Annotated in this window: 18 protein-coding genes and 1 pseudogene; 9 read left to right on the top strand and 10 right to left on the bottom strand. The window is 66.3% G+C overall.

Annotation, left to right across the window (positions count from 1 at the left end):
• Window positions 1-49: 49 nt before the first annotated feature.
• Window positions 50-808, top strand: coding sequence for a 3-hydroxyacyl-CoA dehydrogenase (locus V9K97_RS20850; protein WP_157613116.1), 759 nt, complete (start codon window positions 50-52; stop codon window positions 806-808).
• Here the strand turns inward: V9K97_RS20850 and V9K97_RS20845 are convergent.
• Complete coding sequence (locus V9K97_RS20845) at window positions 756-1,697, bottom strand: YihY/virulence factor BrkB family protein (protein WP_337320371.1); 942 nt, start codon at window positions 1,695-1,697, stop codon at window positions 756-758. The genes V9K97_RS20850 and V9K97_RS20845 overlap by 53 nt on opposite strands.
• A 93-nt stretch (window positions 1,698-1,790) precedes the next feature.
• Here V9K97_RS20845 and dnaG point away from each other — a divergent pair, with 93 nt between their 5' ends.
• Window positions 1,791-3,773, top strand: coding sequence for a DNA primase (gene dnaG, locus V9K97_RS20840; protein ID WP_337320369.1), 1,983 nt, complete (start codon window positions 1,791-1,793; stop codon window positions 3,771-3,773).
• Here the strand turns inward: dnaG and V9K97_RS20835 are convergent.
• Complete coding sequence (locus V9K97_RS20835; RefSeq protein WP_337320469.1) at window positions 3,710-4,282, bottom strand: hypothetical protein; 573 nt, start codon at window positions 4,280-4,282, stop codon at window positions 3,710-3,712. The genes dnaG and V9K97_RS20835 overlap by 64 nt on opposite strands.
• Here V9K97_RS20835 and rpoD point away from each other — a divergent pair.
• The 4 genes from rpoD (at window position 4,197) to sugE (ending at window position 9,268) form a co-directional block, all read left to right on the top strand.
• The gene (gene rpoD, locus V9K97_RS20830; protein ID WP_281149989.1) at window positions 4,197-6,464 is read left to right on the top strand and encodes an RNA polymerase sigma factor RpoD; all 2,268 of its coding nucleotides are present in this window, start codon (window positions 4,197-4,199) and stop codon (window positions 6,462-6,464) included. The genes V9K97_RS20835 and rpoD overlap by 86 nt on opposite strands.
• Before the next feature lie 89 nt (window positions 6,465-6,553).
• The gene (locus V9K97_RS20825; RefSeq protein ID WP_337314471.1) at window positions 6,554-7,789 is read left to right on the top strand and encodes a multidrug effflux MFS transporter; all 1,236 of its coding nucleotides are present in this window, start codon (window positions 6,554-6,556) and stop codon (window positions 7,787-7,789) included.
• A gap of 4 nt (window positions 7,790-7,793) precedes the next feature.
• On the top strand, window positions 7,794-8,927 hold the full coding sequence (locus tag V9K97_RS20820) for an HPP family protein (RefSeq protein WP_337320367.1): 1,134 nt from the start codon (window positions 7,794-7,796) through the stop codon (window positions 8,925-8,927).
• 20 nt (window positions 8,928-8,947) lie between these two features.
• A complete protein-coding gene (gene sugE, locus V9K97_RS20815; protein WP_157613110.1) occupies window positions 8,948-9,268 on the top strand; it encodes a quaternary ammonium compound efflux SMR transporter SugE in 321 nt (106 codons plus the stop codon).
• A gap of 9 nt (window positions 9,269-9,277) precedes the next feature.
• Here sugE and V9K97_RS20810 read toward each other — a convergent pair whose 3' ends face one another.
• From V9K97_RS20810 to V9K97_RS20800, 3 genes are read right to left on the bottom strand one after another with little or no spacing between them, the layout of a single operon-like run.
• Complete coding sequence (locus V9K97_RS20810; RefSeq protein ID WP_337320365.1) at window positions 9,278-10,264, bottom strand: tripartite tricarboxylate transporter substrate binding protein; 987 nt, start codon at window positions 10,262-10,264, stop codon at window positions 9,278-9,280.
• Between the two features lie 40 nt (window positions 10,265-10,304).
• Window positions 10,305-11,519 (bottom strand): CaiB/BaiF CoA transferase family protein, encoded by a 1,215-nt coding sequence (locus tag V9K97_RS20805; RefSeq protein ID WP_337320363.1) that lies wholly within the window; start codon window positions 11,517-11,519, stop codon window positions 10,305-10,307.
• Window positions 11,516-12,490 carry a hydroxymethylglutaryl-CoA lyase gene (locus V9K97_RS20800; RefSeq protein ID WP_337320361.1) on the bottom strand — a complete coding sequence of 325 codons (975 nt, stop codon included), beginning with the start codon at window positions 12,488-12,490 and terminating at the stop codon, window positions 11,516-11,518. Before V9K97_RS20800 ends, V9K97_RS20805 begins: the two co-directional genes overlap by 4 nt.
• 118 nt (window positions 12,491-12,608) lie before the next feature.
• Between V9K97_RS20800 and V9K97_RS20795 the strand changes: the two genes are divergently transcribed.
• From V9K97_RS20795 to V9K97_RS20785, 3 genes and pseudogenes are all read left to right on the top strand, one after another.
• Window positions 12,609-13,511 carry a LysR family transcriptional regulator gene (locus V9K97_RS20795; RefSeq protein WP_258505222.1) on the top strand — a complete coding sequence of 301 codons (903 nt, stop codon included), beginning with the start codon at window positions 12,609-12,611 and terminating at the stop codon, window positions 13,509-13,511.
• Between the two features lie 135 nt (window positions 13,512-13,646).
• A pseudogene (locus V9K97_RS20790) lies at window positions 13,647-14,540 on the top strand (MBL fold metallo-hydrolase); the annotation flags it as partial.
• Window positions 14,541-14,587: 47 nt separating this feature from the next.
• Complete coding sequence (locus V9K97_RS20785) at window positions 14,588-15,265, top strand: DsbA family protein (protein ID WP_337320468.1); 678 nt, start codon at window positions 14,588-14,590, stop codon at window positions 15,263-15,265.
• Window positions 15,266-15,286: 21 nt separating this feature from the next.
• Here V9K97_RS20785 and V9K97_RS20780 read toward each other — a convergent pair whose 3' ends face one another.
• The 5 genes from V9K97_RS20780 to V9K97_RS20760 are packed head-to-tail and all read right to left on the bottom strand — an operon-like array spanning window position 15,287 to window position 20,329.
• Complete coding sequence (locus tag V9K97_RS20780) at window positions 15,287-16,987, bottom strand: tannase/feruloyl esterase family alpha/beta hydrolase (protein ID WP_337320358.1); 1,701 nt, start codon at window positions 16,985-16,987, stop codon at window positions 15,287-15,289.
• 30 nt (window positions 16,988-17,017) lie between these two features.
• Entirely contained in the window at window positions 17,018-17,722 is a 705-nt protein-coding gene (locus V9K97_RS20775; RefSeq protein WP_337320356.1) for an ABC transporter ATP-binding protein, read from the bottom strand.
• A complete protein-coding gene (locus V9K97_RS20770) occupies window positions 17,715-18,476 on the bottom strand; it encodes an ABC transporter ATP-binding protein (RefSeq protein ID WP_337320354.1) in 762 nt (253 codons plus the stop codon). Before V9K97_RS20770 ends, V9K97_RS20775 begins: the two co-directional genes overlap by 8 nt.
• The gene (locus V9K97_RS20765) at window positions 18,473-19,456 is read right to left on the bottom strand and encodes a branched-chain amino acid ABC transporter permease (RefSeq protein ID WP_258505217.1); all 984 of its coding nucleotides are present in this window, start codon (window positions 19,454-19,456) and stop codon (window positions 18,473-18,475) included. The genes V9K97_RS20770 and V9K97_RS20765 overlap by 4 nt, the downstream gene beginning before the upstream one ends.
• A complete protein-coding gene (locus V9K97_RS20760) occupies window positions 19,457-20,329 on the bottom strand; it encodes a branched-chain amino acid ABC transporter permease (RefSeq protein ID WP_337320352.1) in 873 nt (290 codons plus the stop codon).
• Window positions 20,330-20,454 lie beyond the last annotated feature (125 nt).

The following is a 20,454-nucleotide window of genomic DNA, read 5'->3' as shown; positions in this document are numbered from 1 at the left end:
ATCTGTCGGCCCTCTTCGATAATGCGGGTCTTATTTCAGGAGACTCTCAATGCAGATCGACGGCAAGGTTTTTATCGTGACCGGTGGCGCTTCGGGCCTCGGCGAAGGCACGGCGCGCATGCTGGCCGCCAATGGCGGCAAGGTGGTCATTGCCGACATGCAGGCTGAAAAAGGCGAAGCCGTCGCAAAGGACATCGGCGGGGTGTTCGTGAAATGCGACGTGAGCCAGGAAGCCGACGGCCAGGCGGCGGTTGCCGCGGCCCAGAAGCTCGGCAAGCTGGTGGGCCTGGTCAACTGCGCGGGCATTGCGCCGGCCGAGAAGACCGTGGGCAAGAACGGCGCGCACGCGCTGGCCGTGTTCAGCAAGACCGTCACCGTCAACCTGATCGGCAGCTTCAACATGATCCGCCTCGCGGCCGAGGCCATGAGCAAGAACGAGCCCGAAGCCACCGGCGAGCGGGGCGTGCTGATCTCGACCGCCTCGGTTGCGGCCTACGACGGGCAAATGGGCCAGGCGGCCTACAGCGCCTCGAAGGGCGGCGTGGTCGGCATGACGCTGCCCATTGCGCGCGACCTGGCCCGCAACGGCATCCGCAACATGACCATCGCCCCCGGCATCTTCGGCACGCCCATGCTCTTCGGCATGCCGCAGGAAGTGCAGGACGCGTTGGCCGCCAGCGTGCCCTTCCCTTCCCGGCTGGGCACGCCGGAGGACTACGCCAAGCTTGCCAAGCACATCATCGAGAACGACATGCTCAACGGCGAGGTGATTCGTCTCGACGGAGCGATTCGACTTCCGCCCCGGTAAGCGGCGGCACCGCCGTGCTGCCGGTGCGGTCCAGGCGCTCGTACTGCGCGATGACCTGGGCGCCCAGCAGCACGAGCGTGGCGGCGATCTCCAGGCTCAGCAGCACCACGATGGCCGTGGTGAGCGAGCCGTAGACCACGTTGACCTGCGAGAGCGTCGAGAAGTACCAGATCAGCACGTGCCGCGTGGCCTCCCACAGCAGCGCGGCAGTTACGCCGCCCAGCAGCGCGTGGCGCAGCGACATCCGCCCGGCCGGCATCACCAGGTAGAGCGAGGTCAGCATGAAGATCTCGCCGCCCAGCCCCAGCAGGTAGAGCAGCAGCCCGGACACGCCCGACAGCGACCAGTCGCGGCCGAACAGGTCGACGCTTTCCTGCCCGACCAGTTGCAGCGCGCCCGACACCAGCGTCATCAGCACCAGGCCCACGCATAGGAACAGGATGTACAGGTACGGCATGACAGCGGAAACCAGGAAATGGCGACTGTGGTCCGCCTTGCGGTGATGAAAGATCACCGCCATTGCGCTTTCGAGAATGCTGAAGGCCAGTGAGCTGAAGAAAATCATCGTGACCAGCAGCACCGGGCCCATCACGTCGCGGTGGTCGAGAAAGTTCGACAACTCCCCGACGATGGCCTTCGACTGGCCGGGCAGCAGCCACTCGAGGTACCGGCCGATGGTGCGCAGCAATTCAGCCTGCTCGATGACATGAGACATCGCGATCACGCTCACGATGAGCAGCGGCACGATGGAAAGCAGTGCGTAATACGCCACCGCGCCCGCCAGCAGCAGGCCCTGGTTCGCGCGAAACGCCTTGAGCGCGTCCCACATGAATCGGAGAGGGTGGCGCAGCAGCGGCGCGACGTGTTGCAATGGCTTGGGCGTCTTCATGCGTGAATTCCGGGGCGTTCATCCGGTGCGGGCAGTATGCCGCCCGGCGCAGGCGTTCCGCCGCTTGCGTATGATTTGCCGCTCTTCGCCTACATGACCATCCCCGCTTCTTTCATCCAGGAACTCATCGCGCGCGCCGACGTGGTGGAGATCGTCGGGCGCTATGTGCAGCTGAAGAAGGCCGGCGCCAACTTCATGGGCCTGTGCCCGTTCCACGGCGAAAAGTCGCCCTCCTTCTCGGTCAGCCCCACCAAGCAGTTCTATCACTGCTTCGGCTGCGGGGTGCACGGCAACGCCATCGGTTTTCTCATGGAGCATGCAGGCATGGGCTTTGTCGAGGCGGTGCACGACCTGGCCGGCCAATACGGCCTGCAAGTGCCCGAGGACGACGCCTCGCCCGCCGAACGCGCCCGCGCCGCGAACCAGCGCCAGAAGCAGGCCACCCTGACCGACGTGCTCGAAAAGGCCGGCGAGGCCTACCGCAAGGCGCTGCGGCAGGCGCCCGGCGCCATCGAATACCTGAAGGGCCGCGGCGTTTCGGGCGAAGTGGCCAAGCAGTTCGGCATCGGCTACGCGCCGGCCGGATGGCGCGCCCTGGCCAGCGTGTTTCCGGACTACGACGACCCGCTGCTCGCCGAAAGCGGCTTGGTCATCGTCAACACCGAAGACGGCGCCGAGGACGCCAAGCGCTACGACCGCTTCCGCGACCGCGTGATGTTCCCCATCCGCAACGTCAAGGGCGAATGCATCGGCTTTGGCGGGCGGGTACTCGGCGACGAAAAGCCCAAATACCTGAACTCACCCGAAACGCCGGTCTTCAGCAAGGGCCGGGAGCTCTACGGCCTGTACGAGGCGCGCGCCGCCTTCCGCGAGCGCGGCTATGCGCTGGTGACCGAGGGCTACATGGACGTGGTCGCCCTGGCCCAGCTCGGCTTTCCGAATGCGGTGGCCACCCTGGGCACGGCCTGCACCACGGAGCACGTGCAAAAGCTCTTCCGGTTCACCGAATCGGTGGTGTTCAGCTTCGACGGCGACGCGGCCGGCCGGCGCGCCGCGCGCAAGGCGCTCGACGGTGCCCTGCCCTATGCCACCGACGTGCGCAGCATCAAGTTCCTGTTTCTGCCGGCCGAGCACGACCCCGACAGCTTCATCCGCGAATTCGGCGCCGACGCGTTCGCGCGGTTCGTGCAAGAGGCCACGCCGCTCTCGCGCTTCATGATCGAGGCCGCGCGCGAGGGCTGCGACCTCACCACCGCCGAGGGCCGTGCCCACATGAGCAGCAACGCGCGGCCGCTCTGGAGCGCCATGCCCGACGGCGCGCTCAAGCGGCAGATGCTGAGCGAGATCGCCACGCTGGTGCAGCTGGACGCCAAGGCCCTGTCGGAGCTCTGGGCCGCCACGCCGGGCCCGCGCAAGGCGGCTGCGGCACCCGCGCCGCGGCATTCCGGCGAGCCGGGCGATCCGTTCGACTACCCCGACATGCCGCCCCCGGCCGAATACGAACCGCCCCGCTACGAAAGCGATAGCGGCAGCAAGCCCCGCGGCAAGTTCATCAAGGGCAAGCGCTGGGGCGGCAAGTTCGAGGCCCCCATCGAGCCCCTGCGCGGCCGCGGCAAGCCGCCGAGCCGGCCCGACGTGGCGGTGCGGCTGCTGCTGTCGAACATGGCGCAGTGGGAAGCCCTTTCGCATGAGCTCCATGTGATGCTGTGCGACCTGCCGGGCCAGCACGGGGCGCTTTTTACCTGGCTGGACAGCCAGCTGCACGAGCACGGCGTGCAGCCCTGGGCGGCGTTGCGCGAAGGCATGCGCGGGCTCGACTTCGAACCGCTGGCGGAACGGCTCATGAGCGTGTCCGAAGCGGCGCCGGTGCCCGAGGGTGAAGAAGACCAGCACCTCGCCGATGCGGTCAAGGAGCTTTCGAGCGTGCTCGATTTCATGCTCGACGACCGCCTGAAAGCCCAGCAGAGCGAGGCCATTGCCGCTGTGGGCACGGACCCGAAGGCCCTGGAGCGCTACAAGGCCCTGGAGGCGCGAAGGCTCGAATTGCGCACCCGGTTGAAGCCCTCCGGTGCATAAAGTGCTTGAAATTTGCGCAATAGGCTATAATGTAAGGCTTCGCAACTGGCGAAATTAGGCAAGAGCGACAGCAGCACCTCCGGGCCGACCCCTAGCGCAACGCACTCCAACGGAAAAAATCCGTCGGAAAGGGTCAATAACCGCAAGGACTGCACACCAAATGTTCGCCCGACATCTTGCCTGACGAGGAATTTCTTCCTCTTTCCCAATTGTCTTGTCCGTGCCTGTGCGCGGGCTTTGTGTCTCGTCCGTGCCTGTGCACGGGCCGTGGCGGTGCTGCCCATGTGGCGGCGCCCCTGTGATTTCGCTTGGTCCATCTTGCTGTAACGAGGTCGTATGCCCAGTTCAAAGAAGCCTGCTCCTTCACTCGCCAAAGGCGTCGCCGCAAAGTCTGTCGCAGAAAAACCGTTGAAAGCCGGCGTTATGCCGGCAACTAAGTCGGGTGCCGCCGCGTCCAAATCGGCAGCCGCAACGAAAGTGAAAACCGTGCCCACGAAATCGACCTCCATCGACGATCCGAAAAAAGCCGCCGCCAAGACGGTTGCCGCCGCCCCTGCCGCCAAGAAAGTCGGCCGCCCGCCCAAGGCCGCCGGTGCTGCCGCGCCCGCCACCGGTGCCAAGCGCGGCCGCAAGCCCAAGGCCGGCAATGACGCCCCCGAAAGCGACATCGACCTGTCGGACATCGAGGAAGACCTGGTCGGCGACGAACCCGCAACCGCAACGACGACCGAGGAAAAGGTCAAGCCGCTGCGAATGAAGATCAGCAAGGCGAAGGAACGCGCCTTGATGAAGGAGTTCGGCCTCGACGAGACCGTGCTCTCCGAGGAAGACCTGGCCAAGCGCCGCTCGCGCCTGAAGACCCTGATCACGCTGGGCAAGACCCGCGGCTACCTCACGCACGGCGAAATCTCCGACCACCTGCCCGACAAGCTGGTCGACGCCGAGACCATGGAAGTCGTGGTCACCATGCTCAACGACATGGGCGTGGCGGTGTACGAGCAAACGCCCGACGCCGAAACCCTGCTGCTGAACAACACCGCGCCCACCGCCACCACGGTGGAAGAAGCCGAAGAAGAAGCCGAAGCCGCGCTCTCCACGGTGGACAGCGAATTCGGCCGCACCACCGACCCTGTGCGCATGTACATGCGCGAAATGGGCACGGTCGAGCTCTTGACGCGCGAAGGCGAAATCGAAATCGCCAAGCGCATCGAAGGCGGCCTGATGGCCATGATGGAAGCCATTTCGGCCTCCCCCGCCACCATCGCCGAAATCCTGCGCCTGGCCGCAGACATCCGTGAAGGCAAGGTCGTCATCTCCACCGTGGTGGACGGCTTCTCGAACCCCAACGAGGCCGACGACTACGTCGCCGAAGAAGACTTCGACGAATTCGACGAGGAAGACGACGACGACGGCAAGGGCGGCTCCAAGGCGCTGACCAAGAAGCTCGAAGAACTCAAGCGCGACGCGCTCGAGCGCTTCGACCGCATTGCCGTCATGTTCGAGAAGGTCCACAAGATCTACGACAAGGAAGGCTACGGCACGCCCGCCTACCAGAAGGCCCAGCAGGCCCTGTCGGACGAGCTCATGACCATCCGCTTCACGGCGAAGACCATCGAAAAGCTGTGCGACCTGGTTCGCACGCAGGTCGACGACGTGCGCAAGAAGGAGCGCGAGCTGCGCCGCATCATCGTGGACAAGTGCGGCTTCCCGCAGGACGAGTTCATTCGCGACTTCTCGGGCTACGACAAGAACGGCAACCGCGTGCCGTCGAACCTGCTCAACCTGAAGTGGGTCGAGAAGCAGGCCGCCTCCGGCAAGCCCTGGAGCGCCGTGCTCGCGCGCAACATTCCGCCGGTGCAGGAACTGCAGCAAAAGCTCGCCGACATCCAGTCGCGCGTGGTGGTGCCGCTCACCCAGCTCAAGGAAATCAACAAGCGCATGAACGAGGGCGAATCGTCCTCGCGCGACGCCAAGAAGGAAATGATCGAGGCCAACCTGCGCCTCGTGATCTCCATTGCCAAGAAGTACACCAACCGCGGCCTCCAGTTCCTCGACCTGATCCAGGAAGGCAACATCGGCCTCATGAAGGCGGTCGACAAGTTCGAATACCGTCGCGGCTACAAGTTCTCGACCTACGCCACGTGGTGGATCCGCCAGGCGATTACCCGGTCCATCGCGGATCAGGCTCGAACCATCCGCATTCCGGTGCACATGATCGAGACGATCAACAAGATGAACCGCATCTCGCGCCAGCATCTGCAGGAGTTCGGCTTCGAGCCCGACGCCAGCATCCTGGCAGCGAAGATGGAGATCCCGGAAGACAAGATCCGCAAGATCATGAAGATTGCGAAGGAGCCGATCTCGATGGAAACCCCCATCGGCGACGACGACGATTCGCACCTGGGCGACTTCATCGAGGACAGCAGCAACACGGCCCCCATCGAGGCCGCAATGCAGGCGGGCCTGCGCGACGTGGTCAAGGACATCCTGGACAGCCTCACGCCGCGCGAAGCCAAGGTGCTGCGCATGCGCTTCGGCATCGAGATGAGCACGGACCACACGCTGGAAGAAGTCGGCAAGCAGTTCGACGTGACCCGCGAGCGCATCCGCCAGATCGAAGCCAAGGCCCTGCGCAAGCTCAAGCATCCTTCGCGTTCGGACAAGCTGCGCAGCTTTATTGATACGCTCTAAGCCGGTCTCCCGGTATTTCTCTGACGAGGAGGCGCCCGCAAGGGCGCTTTCTTTTTTGGCCTTCGGATAAGAAAAATGGAGCAAACCTCATGAATCCCGATGCAGACAAGCTCTGGCTGGCCCCGCGCTGGGCGCTTGCCGTGCTGCTCGCAGTGCTGGGCATGCTCGGTCCCTTTTCCATCGACACCTACATTCCGGCCTTCTCGGGCATCGCGCGCTCCATCGGCGCCACGCCCGCCGAAATGCAGCAGACGCTTTCGGCCTACCTGTTCGGCTTCGCGTTCATGAACCTGTTCCACGGCGCGCTGTCGGACAGCTTCGGCCGCCGGCCCGTGGTGCTGTGGGGCCTTGCGGTGTTCACCATTGCCTCGCTGGGCTGCGCGTTGTCGCAGAACATTGCCCAGTTGGTGCTGTTCCGGGGGCTTCAGGGCTTGTCGACCGGCGCGGGCATCGTGGTCTCGCGCGCGGTGATCCGCGACATGTTCCCGCCGGCCGATGCGCAGCGGGTGATGAGCCAGGTCACCATCTACTTCGGCGTGGCACCGGCCATTGCACCCATCGTCGGCGGCTTTCTCTTCGTTCATGCCGGCTGGCATGCAATCTTCTGGTTCCTGGTGGCGGTCGGCGTGATCCTGTTCGTGGCCAACTACAAGCTGCTGCCCGAGACGCTGCACCAGAGCCAGCGCCAGCCGTTCCAGGTGCGCCACCTGATGCGCGGCTACTGGGACCTGTGCTCCGATCCGCGGTTTCTGCTGCTCGCCTTTGCAAGCGGCGTTCCGTTCAACGGCATGTTCCTCTATGTGCTGGCTGCGCCGGCCTTCCTGGGCGACCACCTCGCCCTGGCGCCGACGCAGTTCTTCTGGTTCTTCCTGCTGACCATCGGCGGCATCATGTCCGGCGCGTGGGCCAGCGGCCGCATGGCGGGCAAGGTGGCGCCCAAGCGGCAGATCCGCGACGGCTTTCTGATCATGCTCGTCACATCGCTGGTGAACGTTGCGGCCAATGCGCTGTTCACCGCGCACGCCGCATGGGCGCTGTGGCCGCTGGCGGTTTTCGCCTTCGGCTGGGCGCTGATGGTGCCCGTCGTCACCCTGCTGGTGCTCGACCTCCATCCGGAGCGGCGCGGCATGGCCTCGTCGCTGCAGGCCGTGATCGGCTCCACCGCCAACGGCCTTGTTGCCGGCGTGGTGGCGCCGCTGGTCATGCATTCCACGCTGGCCCTGGCGTTGACCTCGATGCTGATGCTCGGCATCGGCCTGGTCGCCTGGGTCTGGTTGCACGGGCAGTGGCCCGAAATCGGCCGCCGTGTGGCGGCGGAGGTCTGACGCCATGCCGCAGCTTTCCGCTTTGCTGACGCATGCGCGTGCCTGGCTGCCGGGCCGCAACACCGTCGACGCACGCGAGCGCATGCGCGCCGTGGGCGGCGCGGCAATTGGCTTGCTCATCACCGCGCTGCTGTGCCGCTGGATGGCCGAGGCGGCGGGCATCAGCATCTGGCTCATTGCGCCGATGGGCGCGAGCGCGGTGCTGGTGTTCGCGGTGCCCGCAAGCCCGCTGGCGCAGCCCTGGTCGGTGATCGTGGGCAACACGCTGTCCACGCTGGTGGGCATTGCCTGCGTGCGCTGGGTGCCTGATGCGGCCTGGGCCGCGGCGCTGGCTGTCGGCGCGGCCATCGGGCTGATGTTTGCCACGCGCAGCCTGCACCCGCCGGGCGGTGCCGCCGCGCTACTTGCGGTGCTGACGCACACCACCGACTTTTCGGCGGCGCTGTTCCCCACCCTCGTGAACTCGCTGCTGCTGGTGCTGGCCGGCGTGGCCTACAACAGCTTCACCGGCAGGCGCTATCCGCACGTGCAGGTGGCGCGGCCGCCGTCGGCGGATGCCCGCTTCAGCCAGGCCGACATCGACGCGGTGCTGGCCCGCTACAACCAGGTGCTGGACATCAGCCGCGACGATCTCGAATCGCTCATCCAGCAGACCGAACTCGAGTCGTACAAGCGGCGCCTCGGCACGCTGCACTGCGCCGACATCATGTCGCGCGAGCCGGTGTCGGTGGAGTTCGGCACGCCGCTGCAAGAGGCCTGGACGCTGATGAACCAGCGCCGCATCAAGGCCTTGCCCGTCATCGACCGCACGCGCCGCGTGGTCGGCATCGTGACGCAGGCCGACTTCTTTCGCATGCTCGACCTGGAACACCACGAAGGCATTGCGGGGCGCCTGCGCGACCTGATACGCGCCACCCGCACCGTCGTATCGAACAAGCCCGAAGTGGTCGGGCAGATCATGACGCGCCAGGTGCGCGTGGCCAGCGCCGACCGTCCGGTGGTCGACCTGGTGCCGCTGTTCTCCGAAGGCGGCCACCACCATATCCCCATCATCGACCATGAAAGGCGGCTCACCGGCATGATCACGCAGTCGGATTTCGTGCGCGCGCTCTACCGCGCCGTGCGGCCCGGGAACTGAAACCTTTTCAAGGAGCGCACATGGCGTGGGTCGTGTTGTTGGTGGCGGGTCTGCTCGAAATGGGCTGGGCCATCGGTCTCAAGTACACCGAAGGATTTACCAGGCTGTGGCCCTCCATCGGCACCGCCATTTCGATGGTGCTGAGCGTGGTGCTGCTGGGCTGGGCCATGCGCTCGCTGCCCGTGGGCACGGCCTATGCGGTGTGGACCGGCATCGGCGCGGTGGGCACGGTCATTTTGGGCATCGTGCTGTTCCATGAGCCCGCCAACGCGGCGCGGCTCATCTGCGTCGGCCTGATCGTCGCGGGCATTCTCGGGCTCAAGATCACGAGCCCGGCCTGAGCACGCGCTTCATTCCAATACGACGTTCGCCTTCTTCACCAGCGCCGCATAGCGCGCTGCCTCGCTGCGGAAGTAGCTCGCGGCCTGTTCGGGCGAAGTGGGCTTGATGACGTTGCCCTGCTTGTCCATGGCCTCGCGCACCTCTTCGCTCGTGAAAGCCGCAGCCACCGCGGCGTGCGCGCGCTGGATGTCGGCGGCTTGCATCTTCGGCGGGCCGATCACCGCGAACCAGCCCTCGACCGCGTAGTTGGCCAAGCCCTGCTCCGCAATCGTCTGGATATCGGACGCCGCCGGCGAGCGCTGCGCGCTGCACAGGCCTATGGCCCGCAGCGCACCGCTCTTGAGGTGCGGCTGCACCGCGGGCAATGCCACCACGCCCATCTCGACCTGGCCCGCGATCATGTCGGTGACCATGGGGCCGGTGCCCTTGTAGGGAATGTGCCGCGCCTTCACGCCGGCCTCTTCCATGAACATCTCGCCGGCCAGGTGGATGATGGTGCCGTTGCCCGACGAAGCGTAGTTGTAGGTGTCGGGCTTGGCGCGCAGCAGTGCCACCAGCTCCTTCACATTCTTGGCGGGGAGCTTCGGGTTGACCACCAGCACCAGTGGCGTCGCGCCCACGATGCTGATCGGCGTCACGTCCGCGATGGCGTCGAAGGGCATCTTCTTGTACACGGCCGGGTTGATGACGTGGTTGTTCGACACCATGCCGAGCGTGAGCCCATCGGGCGCGGCCTTGACCACCACAGAAGTGCCGGTGATGCCGCCCGCACCGGGCAGGTTCTCGATCACCACCGGCTGGCCGAAGGCCTTGCCGAGCGCAACCGATGCCGCGCGCGCGATGGCGTCCACGCCCGAACCGGCACTGATCGGCAGGATGAAGCGGACGGGTTTGTCGGAGCCCTGCGCGAGCGCGGGGCACGCAGCCAGTGCGGCGGCGGCAGCGCCAAAACCCAGTACGGCGCGGCGGGTCATCGGGGGAAGCATCGTGTGCATGGTCTTGTCTCTCTTTATGGTTTTCGAAGAAAAATCGCGCTCAGGCGATGGCCAATTCGGCCTGCATGGCCGCCACCTGCGCCTCGGCATAGCCGAGTTCGGCCAACAGCTCACGCGTGTGTTCGCCCAGCATCGGCGGATCGAGCCGCACGCCCAGTCGCTCGCCGCCCAGCGTGATCGGGAACAGCGTGGTCTGCGCGGTTTCTCCTGCGCGCTCGCCGTCGGGAAGGCGGATGTCGGCAAGGCCGCCGGTGGCCTTCAGGTGCGGATCGTCGTAGAGGTCTTCAGGCCGCACGATGGGCGCAAACGGCAGGCCGCGCGCCTCGAAGATCGCCGACAGTTCGGCGGCCGAGCGGTCGGCCAGCCGGCCGCGCAAGTCCGCGAGCAACTTCGGCCGCACGCGAACCCGATCGTTGTTGGTGCGCAAGGCAGGGTCGGCCTTCAGGTCGTCGAAGCCGAGCGCATCGCAGAACACCCGCCATTGCGCGTCGCTCACCGCGGCCAGAAAAATCTGCTCGCCGTCCTTCACGGTGAACACGTCGTACAGCGCCCACGCCGAGATGCGCTCGGGCATCGGCGCCGCGGCCTGGCCGGTGATGGCGTACTGCAGCATGTGCTGGCCAACCAGGAACACGTTGTTCTCGAACAGCGCGGACTGCACCTCCTGGCCCTTGCCGGTCTGTATGCGCTGCATCAGCGCGGCCATCGCGCCGATCGCGCCGAACATGCCGCCCATGATGTCGTTCACGCTGGTGCCCGCGCGCAGCGGGTCGCCGGGCCGGCCCGTCATGTAGGCCAGGCCGCCCATCATCTGCACCACCTCGTCGAGCGCGGTGCGGTGCTCGTAGGGGCCGGGCAGAAAACCGGTGTGGTTCACATACACCAGCCGCGGGTTGAGCTTGCCGAGCGCGGCATAGCCGAGCCCGTACTTGTCCATGGTGCCAGGCCTGAAGTTCTGCGCCACCACGTCGGCCGTGGCGCACAGGCGCAGCGCCGCCTCGAGCCCCTGCGGGTGGCGCAGGTCGAGCGCAATGCTCTTCTTGTTGCGGTTGAACATCGGGAAAAAGCCAGCGCCAGCGCCCAGCAGCTGCCGCGTGCGGTCGCCCTCGATGGGCTCGACCTTGATGACTTCCGCGCCCAGGTCGGCCAGCACCATGCCGCAGGTCGGGCCCATGACCATGTGCGTGAACTCGACCACGCGGATGCCCGTGAGCGGCAGGCGCTTTTCCTCGGGCTTCGTCGTGGTGTCGTTCATGCCGCGACTCCGGCGCCCGCCGCAAAGGTCTTCGGAAAGCCGGCGCGCCACACCGTGCCTTGCAGCGTTTCGCCTTCGAGCCAGCCGGCCACGCGCTCGCGCAGGTCGAGCAGCTTCGGCAGATCGACACCGGTGCGCACGCCCATGCTCTCGAGCATGAAGACGAGGTCTTCGGTGTCGACGTTGCCGCTCGCGCCCGGCGCATGCGGGCAGCCGCCGATGCCGGCCAGGCAGGCGTCGAAGCGCGAGATGCCGACTTCCAGCGCGGCATACACGTTGGCAAGACCGAGGCCGCGCGTGTCGTGGAAATGGCCGCACCAGAGGCGGTCGCCCGCAATGCGCCGCGCGCGCTCGAACAGGCTGCGGACCATGGCGGGATCGGCATAGCCGACGGTGTCCGCCAAGCCCACCCGGTCGGCGCCCGCATCGAGCAGTGCCTGCATCAGGCGCAGCACCTCTTCCGTCTCTACGTGGCCCTGGATAGTGCAGCCGAAGGCTGTGCCTACACCGCCCTCGATCATCGTTTTGGAGCCCGCGGCATCGCGCGCGGCGCGGATGCGGGCGACCTCGGCCACCACTTCGTCGGGCGTCTTGCGCAGGTTGGCCAAGCTGTGCGCATGGCTGGCCGACAGCGGCACCATCATCAGGTCGGCCTCGCCCGCAATGGCGAGTTCCGCGCCCCGCAGGTTGGGCACCAGCACCGAAGTGAAAAGCCCCGGCAGCGTCTTCGCGTAGGCCAGCAGTTCGGCCGTGTCCGCCAGTTGCGGCAGCAGGCGGGCGGGCACGAAGGAGCCGACTTCGATCTCGCGCTGCCCGGCGGCATGCGCGTCGCGAATCCACCCGAGCTTCTGCGCGGTGGGCAGCGTTCTCGCGATGCTTTGCAGGCCGTCGCGGAGGCCCACTTCGCGGACAACCGCGCTGGGCGGCAAAAAGGCGTGAGCGGCGGGTGCTGCTACCGATACATCGTTCAAAGGTGTCTCCTTCGTGGTCTGGCGCCGATGTTAGGAGTTCCCATTCGAATCAGAAAATAGATTTTGGAAGCCAATTCGTTCCAAAATGGAATACCACATCTCAAGACCCGGCAACCACATGAGAGACCTCGACCTCACCACCCTCCGCCTCTTCGTCTCCGTGTGCGAAACCCGCAGCATCGCGCGCGCCGGGGAGCAAGCCAGCATCGTCGGCTCGGCCATCAGCAAGCGGCTCGCGCAGCTCGAAGACGCCGTCGGCACGCCGCTGCTGCTGCGAAAGCGCCGCGGCGTGGTGCCTACGCCGGCCGGCGAAACATTGCTGGAGCATGCGCGCGCGATGCTCGGCAGCGCGCAGCGCATCGAGCGCGACATGGCTGCATATGCAAGCGGAGCGCGGGGGCATGTGCGCATCCTCGCGTCGGCCTCGGTCATGGCCGAATCGCTGGCCGAAGACGTGGCCAACTTTCTGCAGAACCCGGCGCACCGCGACATCCGGGTCGACATGGAAGAGCGCGTGAGCCCCGAGATAGTGCGCGGCATTCGCGAGGGCAGCGCATCGATTGGCCTGTGCTGGGACGCCGCCGACCTCGAAGGCCTGCAGCGGCGCAGCTACCGCACCGACCACCTCGCCGTGGTCGCACACCCCTTGCACCCGGCGGCACGCCGCGGCAAGGTGCGCTTCGAGGATGTGCTCGAGCACGAGTTTGTCGGCATGCCGGCGCTGAGCGCCGTGCAGCTGATGCTCGCGCGCGAAGCCGCCGTCGCCGGCAAGCCGCTGGCCTATCGCGTACTGGTGAGCAACTTCGACGCCGCGCTGCGCGTGGTGCGCGCGGGGTTGGCGATCAGCGTGGTGCCCGCGGAAGTGGCGCAGCCCTTTGCCGACGCCTATGGACTCAGGCTCATGCCACTCACCGACGCCTGGGCGCGCCGCCGCTTCGCCATCTGCTTTCGCGGCGAAGAGACACTGTCGCTGGCGGCGCAGTTGCTGGTGGCGCATCTCGAAAAGTGCGCCACGGACTGACCGCCCGGAATGCAATTCGACCGAAAACAGAAACTATTCGTTGGTCGAATCGGGATTTTTGTTTCTTTTATAGAAACCTACCATCGGGCCTGTCACGTTGTCACCCATCAAGCCTATTCAACCGAAAGACCCGACATGTTCCGCAGAAGCCTTCTCTCCGCCGCCGCCCTTTCCGCCACGCTGTCCCTCGCCTCGCTCGCAGCTCATGCGGCCGAGCCGCTGAAGCTGGACGTGTACAACCCCGGCGCCAAGTCGATGTTCCCGGTGTCTTCCGAACTGGTCACCGGTCAGGCCGACGCCGTGCTGATCGACGCGCAGTTCCAACGCAACGACGCCGAGGCGCTGGTGCAGAAGATCAAGGCCACCGGCAAGAAGCTGACCACGGTCTACATCAGCCACAGCGACCCCGACTACTACTTCGGCCTCGACGTGATCCAGGCCGCCTTCCCCGACGCGAAGATCGTAGCCACGCCGCAGACCGTGGCCGCCATCCAGGCGTCGAAGGACGGCAAACTCGCGCACTGGGGCCCCATCCTGAAGGAGAACGCGCCCAAGGCGCTGGTCGTGCCCGAGCCGCTGGCCGGCGACAGCATCGAACTCGAAGGCCGCAAGATCCAGGTAGTGGGCCTCGACGGCCCGACGCCTGCGCGCACCTTCGCGTGGATTCCCTCCATCAAGGCCGTGGTCGGCGGCGTGCCCGTGTCGGCCAACATCCACCTGTGGGTGGCCGACACGCAAACGCCCGAATCGCGGCGCGACTGGATCAAGACGCTCGGCCGCATCGAAGCGCTGCGCCCCAAGACCGTGGTGCCCGGCCACTTCGAACCCAATGCGGATGGATCGATGCCCTACTCGGTGGCTTCGGTGAAGTTCACGCGCAGCTACCTGCAGGCCTTCGAAACCGAAGCCGCCAAAGCCAAGGATTCGGCCACGCTCATCGCCGCCATGAAGAAGCGTTACCCCAAGCTGCAGCACGCTTCGTCGCTCGAACTGAGCGCCAAGGTGATCAAGGGAGAAATGAAGTGGCCGCAGTGAACGACAGCAACAGCCCCACGCTGCACTACATCTTCGATCCGATGTGCGGCTGGTGCTACGCGGCCGCACCGCTGGTCGATGCGGCGCGCAGCGTGCCGGGGCTCAAGGTCGAGTTCCACGGCGGCGGCATGATGACCGGCGCCAACCGGCGGCCCATCACCGCGCAGTGGCGAGACTACGTGATGCCGCACGACCGGCGCATTGCCGAGCTCACCGGCCAGCCCTTCGGCGAAGGCTACTTCGAAGGGCTGCTGCGCGACATCGGCGCGGTCATGGACTCGGAGCCGCCGACTACCGCAGTGCTCGCGGCTGAGGCGCTGCGGTCAGGTGGCGGCCTCGACATGATCCACCGGCTGCAGCGCGCGCACTATGTCGAAGGCCGGCGCATTGCCGACCTGGACGTGCTCACCTCGGTGGCCGCGGAGCTTGGCTTCGATGCCAAGGCCTTTGCATCGGCGTTCGCACGACTGTCCGGCGAGGCGACCTCCCGGCATATCGCGGAGAGTCGGCAACTGCTGCAGCGCGCAGGTGGCCAGGGCTTTCCGACCTTTGTGCTGGCACACGCCGATGGCACTGCGAGCCGCATCGACATCGGTCCGTGGCTCGGCCGCGCCGATGAGTGGAAGGCTCAACTGGCCACGCTTGCAGCACCTTTTGGCGCTCCGGCAAAGGCTGGGGCCGGCCAAGCATCGTGCGGCCCCGGCAGTTGCGCAATCTAGGCCATCACAGCCTTCGCGCTGTTACCTGCTGCACTGGAAGCTGCCCGCCTGCGATGCGTCGCCACCCGTGTAGCGCGGCCACAGCGGCCATTCGCACAGCGGGCGGGAACGAACCACCCTGAACGGCGGCTGCACTTCCTGCTCGGCCAGTTGCAGGCCGGCCGGTGCACGGCCGCGTTCGACCCAGTCGGACAGCGCGCCGAGCATGTCGACATTGGCCGGCGCGCCGGCGCCCACGTGGTCCACGCCCGGCGCGGTGTAAAGGCGCATGAAGCGGTCGACGTTGTCGCGCCCCATGCGCGCCACCACCGATTCGTAATAGCGAATGCCCGCGAACGGGCTCTGGGCGTAGTCGGCCATGTGCTCGAGCATCAGCAGCTTGCCGCCGCGAGCCTGGAACGCGCCGAGATCGGGATTGGTCGAATCCATCAGCTGCGACACCGTGGCGATGCGCGAGGCGAAATCTTCCGCGCGGTAGTTGCGCACGTCGAGCGACGGATTGCGCGCATAGAAATACTGCAGCGCCCCGCTGCCATAGAACCATGCAATGCCGTTGCTCTGCTGCGGCGGCACCGTGGGCGCGGCGGTACCCGTCCACCACGCGTTCCAGCCGCCCGTGGCTGCAAAGGCCGGCGTGCCTTCGCCGCCGATGCCCCAGCCTGGGTACTCGGTCACTCCATTCGCCAGCGGCACGGGTGAGCGCCATGGCGAGCGCAGCGTGCGCACCGCCTGCACCTGTGCATCGTTCAGGCAGTTGTCTCCGCTGGTGCCGGCGGCGCAGCGCAGGCTGGCGGGATCGAAGCGCTGCAGGCAGGCCACCGGGTTCGACACGATGCCGTCCGCCACACCGTCCGTTGTGTCGCATGACGCGAGCACAGCGTTGTGCACCAGCTGCACCTGCGCGGGCCGCAGCCATCCTTCGCCCATGGTGGCGATGCCGTTGCGCGTGCCGGCGTGTTGCAGTCCTGTCCAGTTGATGACCGGCACGCGGCTGAAGATGCCGTCGAAATCCTGCGGGTAGCGCTGCGCCATGGTGAGCCCTTCGCGGCCGCCTTCGGAACTGCCCACGAAGTACAGCTTCTGCGGCGCCTGTCCGTAGGCGCGCTGCATCAGCGCCACCGCCACGTCGCGCACCTTCTTGTACGAGGCGTGCGCAAAATTCACCAGCGCCTCGTCGTTGAGCGCAAAGGCCTGCGGCGGCTGGCCCTGCACATTCTGGTGGCCGGAGTCAGTGCCGTAAGTCACATAGCCTTGCGCGAGCGGCGTGGGCTGCTCGAACCGCGCGCCCGGCACCAGCGCAAGGCCGGTGATCAGCACGCCGTTGAAGCCACCGCCGCCGTACTGCACGCTGCGCCCGTTCCACGCAAGCGGCAGGTTGACCTGGAACAGGATGGGCGGCGCCGCCGCATCGAGCGGCGCAATGCGCCCGAGCACCCTGCAGTGCGCGGGCGTAGGCGGCGTGATGCGCGCCGCGGGGGTGCCCGCGCGCTCAGCCACGGCCAGTGCGGCGGCCGGAACAAGCGTGGCCGAGTCGATTGTTGCCGCGCCGCTCGGCAGGCCGATGGCCGCGGGTGCCACCGGCGCAACAAGCGCTGCGCAAGACGCCGCCGGATTGGCGCCGAGCGTGAGGTTCTGCGGCCCTGTGGTGGTGCTGCAAGCAGCCAGCAATACGGCGGACGCCAGCACGGCGCCACCGCAAAACACTGTCTTCGGGATCGCCATGCTGTGTGTCTCCTTTGTTTGCCGGGACAGTTACCGGGCCACGCCCAGCAATCTTTCAAGCACCTGCGGCTGGCTGCGCAATGCCGCCGCGCTGTCGGTGTGCACGATGGTGCCGTGGTCGAGCACCACCGCGTGGTCGGAAATCGCGAGGATCGCCTGCGGGTGCTGTTCCACGATGATGGCCGCCAGCCCCTCGTCCTGAGTGATGCGGCGGATGGCGCGCAACAGCTCTTCCACGATGATCGGCGCGAGGCCTTCGAGCGGCTCGTCTAGCAGCAGCAGCCGGGGGTTGAGCACCAGCGCGCGACCTACGGCGAGCATCTGCTGCTCGCCGCCCGAAAGCTGCGTGCCGAGGTTGGTCTTGCGCTCGGCCAGGCGCGGGAACATCTCGTAGACGCGCTGCGGGTTCCACTTCCCGGGGCGCTCCACCGCGGTGAGGTTTTCATGCACCGTGAGCGACTTGAAGATGTTGCGCTCCTGCGGCACCCAGCCGATGCCGGCTGCCGCGCGCTGGTGCGGTGCGAGCTTGTGCAGGGCTTGCCCGCCGAGCGTGATGGTTCCGCCATGTTGCCGGGTGGTCCCTGCCAGCGTGTTGATCAGCGTGGTCTTGCCCGTGCCGTTGCGCCCCAGCAGCGCCATGGTCTGGCCTTCGCCCAGTGAAAAGGCCACGCCGTGCAGCACCACGGCCTCGCCGTAGCCGGCGCTCAGGTTCTCGATGCGCAGCAACTCAGACATGGGCGTGCTCCCCGTGGCCCAGATAGACCTCTTTCACCTTCGGATCGTTGGCGATGGTTTCGGGGTCGCCCTCGGTCAGCAACGTACCGTTGACCAGCACGGTCATGCGGTCGGCAAAGCTGAACACCAGGTCCATGTCGTGCTCGATCAGCAGCACCGACACATCGGCCGGCAATGCCGCAACGGTTTCAAGCAACTCTTCGCGCTCGCCGGCGGGCACGCCCGCCACGGGCTCGTCGAGCAGCAGCACGCGCGGTTCGCAGGCCAGCGCAATCGCAATCTCCAGCAGGCGTCGCTTGCCGTAGGCCATGAATTTCGTCTGCTGCTGCGCGACGTCGCCGAGATGAAACTGTTCGATCAATTGCGATGCGCGTTCCGTCACGGCCTTGGTGGAGCCCAGCGGGCGCCACCATTGCGACGAGATGCCCCGGTGCTGCGACACGACGAGCGCCAGCGTTTCGAGCGGCGTCATCGAATCGAACAGCTGGTTGATCTGGAAGGTGCGCACCAGCCCGCGCGCCACGCGCTTGTGCGGGGCCAGCGTGGTGATGTCTTCGCCGAGCAGCGAGATGCGGCCCTCGGTCGGCACGAGCACGCCGGTCAGCAGGTTGATGAGCGTGGTCTTGCCGGCACCGTTGGGGCCGATCAGCGCATGGCGCGCACCGCGCTTGAGCTCCATGGTGACATTGTTGGTGGCCGTGATGCCGCCGAAGCGCATCACGAGCCCCTGCATCGAAAGCACGGTGTCGGTCATGCGCCGCTCCCTTTTCTCTTGCCCAGCCACGTCCACGGCTTGAGCACGCGGTCGCGCCCCACCAGCACCAGCAGCACCAGCAGCAGGCCGATCCAGAACATCCAGTACTGCGGCGTCACGGCCGAGAGCCAGTTCTGCAGCAGCTTGAAGACGATGGCACCCGCCACACCGCCATAGAGCCAGCCCACGCCGCCGATCACCAGCATGAGCAGCACGTCGGCCGAGCGATCGAAAGCCAGCACGTCGAGCGAGGCAAAGCCCGTGGTCTGCGCCAGCAGCGCGCCCGCGGCACCGGCGATGCCGGCCGCCACGGTATAGATGACCACGAGCCGCGACACCACCGGGATACCGATGGCCATGGCACGCAGGCGGTTGTCGCGAATCGCCTTCAGCGTGGCGCCGAAGGGCGAATGCACGATGCGGCGCATCACAAGGAAGAGCAGCAGCATCACGGCCAGCGAATACCAGGCCGCCGTGCGGCCGTACAGGTCGAACTCGAACAGGCCGAGCACCGGCCCCATCACCACGCCCTGCAGCCCGTCGGCACCGCCGGTGAGCCAGTCGAGCTTGTTGGCAAGCTCGAGCAGCAGCAGCGCGGTGCCGAGCGTGACCATCAACCGCGTGAGGTCGCTGCCCCGCAAAATGGTGACGCTGGCCACGAGACCGAGCATGGCCGACAGCACGGTGGCCACCAACAAGCCCACGGTCGGGTCCGGCATCACGAGCTTGGCGAACAGCGCCGCCGTATACGCGCCAAAGCCAAAGAAGGCCGCGTGGCCGAGCGACACGATGCCCGTGTAGCCGAGGATCAAATCGAGCGACATCGCGAACAGCGCGACGATGGCAATCTCGTTGACCAGCAGCGAATGCGAAGGCATGAGAAACGGCAGCGCAAACGCCACGGCCCACACCAGGAATTCGAGCGGGCGCCAGCGCGCCTTGTGCAACAGGGCCGACTGGTAGGTTGAAGGCTCGTTCATTCAGCGGCCTCCCTTGCGCGTGAACAAGCCCTGGGGCCGCCACATCAATATCAGGATCATGAGCAGGTAGACGGTGAACGCGCCCATCTTGGGAATGAAATACTTGCCCGCCACGTCGGCAATGCCGAGCAGCAGCGCAGCCGCGAGCGGCCCGGTGATCGACGAGGTGCCGCCGACCGACACCACGATCAGGAAATAGATCATGTACTTGAGCGGAAACGTCGGATCGAGACCGAGGATTTCCGCGCCGAGTGCACCGCCGAGCCCCGCAAGGCCCGAGCCGACCGCAAAGGTCAGCAGGAACACGACATTGACATTGATGCCCAGCCCCGAAGCCACGCGCGGGTCATCCACGGCGGCGCGCAGGCGACTGCCGAACCGGGTCTTCGAAAGAATGAGCTGAAGGACCACCGTGAGCACGGCGCACACGGCAATGATGAAGAACCGGTAGTGCCCCATGCCAAGCAGCAGCGCACCATCACCAATTTCTGTACGGCCGCGCAGCCATTCGGGCAATTGGATGTTCTGCTGCGAAGAGCCGACGAAGTAATCGATGGCCGCCACTGCCATGAAGGCAAGGCCGATGGAGAACAGCACCTGGTCGAGGTGCGGCTTGCCGTACATGGGCCGGTAGAGCGTGCGCTCGAGCAGCGCGCCCGCCAGAGCCACGGCGATGAATGCAAGCGGCAGGCAGGCCAGGAACGGCACGCCGAGTTTCTGCATCGCAAACACGGTGAGGTACCCGCCGGCCATGGCGAATGCACCGTGCGCCAGGTTGATGAAGTTCATCAACCCGAGCGTCACGGCCAAGCCTACTGCGAGCACGAAGAGCAGCATGCCGTAGGCGATACCGTCGAAAAGAATGGTCAACATGTCATTTTTTCCGCCACGTTTTTGCGCGGCTGGCTTTCTGGGCGCTGTTGTTCAGGGCTTGTGCAAAGGCCACCGGGTACTCCCCTCCGCGAATGTCCCCCGCCTTCGGCTCCTCCTTTATTTCG

The organism is Variovorax sp. CCNWLW186, from assembly GCF_037203865.1.
Classification (GTDB): domain Bacteria; phylum Pseudomonadota; class Gammaproteobacteria; order Burkholderiales; family Burkholderiaceae_C; genus Variovorax.
The sequence above is the reverse complement of the archived record's forward strand: the minus strand, read 5'-3'. Positions and strand labels throughout refer to the sequence as shown.

What these genes read in the sequence shown, in the direction of transcription:
- V9K97_RS20850 (WP_157613116.1), top strand. Translation starts at nt 50, where the DNA reads ATGCAGATCGACGGCAAGGTTTTTATCGTGACCGGTGGCGCTTCGGGC.
- V9K97_RS20845 (WP_337320371.1), bottom strand. Translation starts at nt 1,697, where the DNA reads ATGAAGACGCCCAAGCCATTGCAACACGTCGCGCCGCTGCTGCGCCAC.
- dnaG (WP_337320369.1), top strand. Translation starts at nt 1,791, where the DNA reads ATGACCATCCCCGCTTCTTTCATCCAGGAACTCATCGCGCGCGCCGAC.
- rpoD (WP_281149989.1), top strand. Translation starts at nt 4,197, where the DNA reads ATGCCGGCAACTAAGTCGGGTGCCGCCGCGTCCAAATCGGCAGCCGCA.
- V9K97_RS20835 (WP_337320469.1), bottom strand. Translation starts at nt 4,282, where the DNA reads ATGGAGGTCGATTTCGTGGGCACGGTTTTCACTTTCGTTGCGGCTGCC.
- V9K97_RS20825 (WP_337314471.1), top strand. Translation starts at nt 6,554, where the DNA reads ATGAATCCCGATGCAGACAAGCTCTGGCTGGCCCCGCGCTGGGCGCTT.
- V9K97_RS20820 (WP_337320367.1), top strand. Translation starts at nt 7,794, where the DNA reads ATGCCGCAGCTTTCCGCTTTGCTGACGCATGCGCGTGCCTGGCTGCCG.
- sugE (WP_157613110.1), top strand. Translation starts at nt 8,948, where the DNA reads ATGGCGTGGGTCGTGTTGTTGGTGGCGGGTCTGCTCGAAATGGGCTGG.
- V9K97_RS20810 (WP_337320365.1), bottom strand. Translation starts at nt 10,264, where the DNA reads ATGCACACGATGCTTCCCCCGATGACCCGCCGCGCCGTACTGGGTTTT.
- V9K97_RS20805 (WP_337320363.1), bottom strand. Translation starts at nt 11,519, where the DNA reads ATGAACGACACCACGACGAAGCCCGAGGAAAAGCGCCTGCCGCTCACG.
- V9K97_RS20795 (WP_258505222.1), top strand. Translation starts at nt 12,609, where the DNA reads ATGAGAGACCTCGACCTCACCACCCTCCGCCTCTTCGTCTCCGTGTGC.
- V9K97_RS20785 (WP_337320468.1), top strand. Translation starts at nt 14,588, where the DNA reads ATGTGCGGCTGGTGCTACGCGGCCGCACCGCTGGTCGATGCGGCGCGC.
- V9K97_RS20780 (WP_337320358.1), bottom strand. Translation starts at nt 16,987, where the DNA reads ATGGCGATCCCGAAGACAGTGTTTTGCGGTGGCGCCGTGCTGGCGTCC.
- V9K97_RS20775 (WP_337320356.1), bottom strand. Translation starts at nt 17,722, where the DNA reads ATGTCTGAGTTGCTGCGCATCGAGAACCTGAGCGCCGGCTACGGCGAG.
- V9K97_RS20770 (WP_337320354.1), bottom strand. Translation starts at nt 18,476, where the DNA reads ATGACCGACACCGTGCTTTCGATGCAGGGGCTCGTGATGCGCTTCGGC.
- V9K97_RS20765 (WP_258505217.1), bottom strand. Translation starts at nt 19,456, where the DNA reads ATGAACGAGCCTTCAACCTACCAGTCGGCCCTGTTGCACAAGGCGCGC.
- V9K97_RS20760 (WP_337320352.1), bottom strand. Translation starts at nt 20,329, where the DNA reads ATGTTGACCATTCTTTTCGACGGTATCGCCTACGGCATGCTGCTCTTC.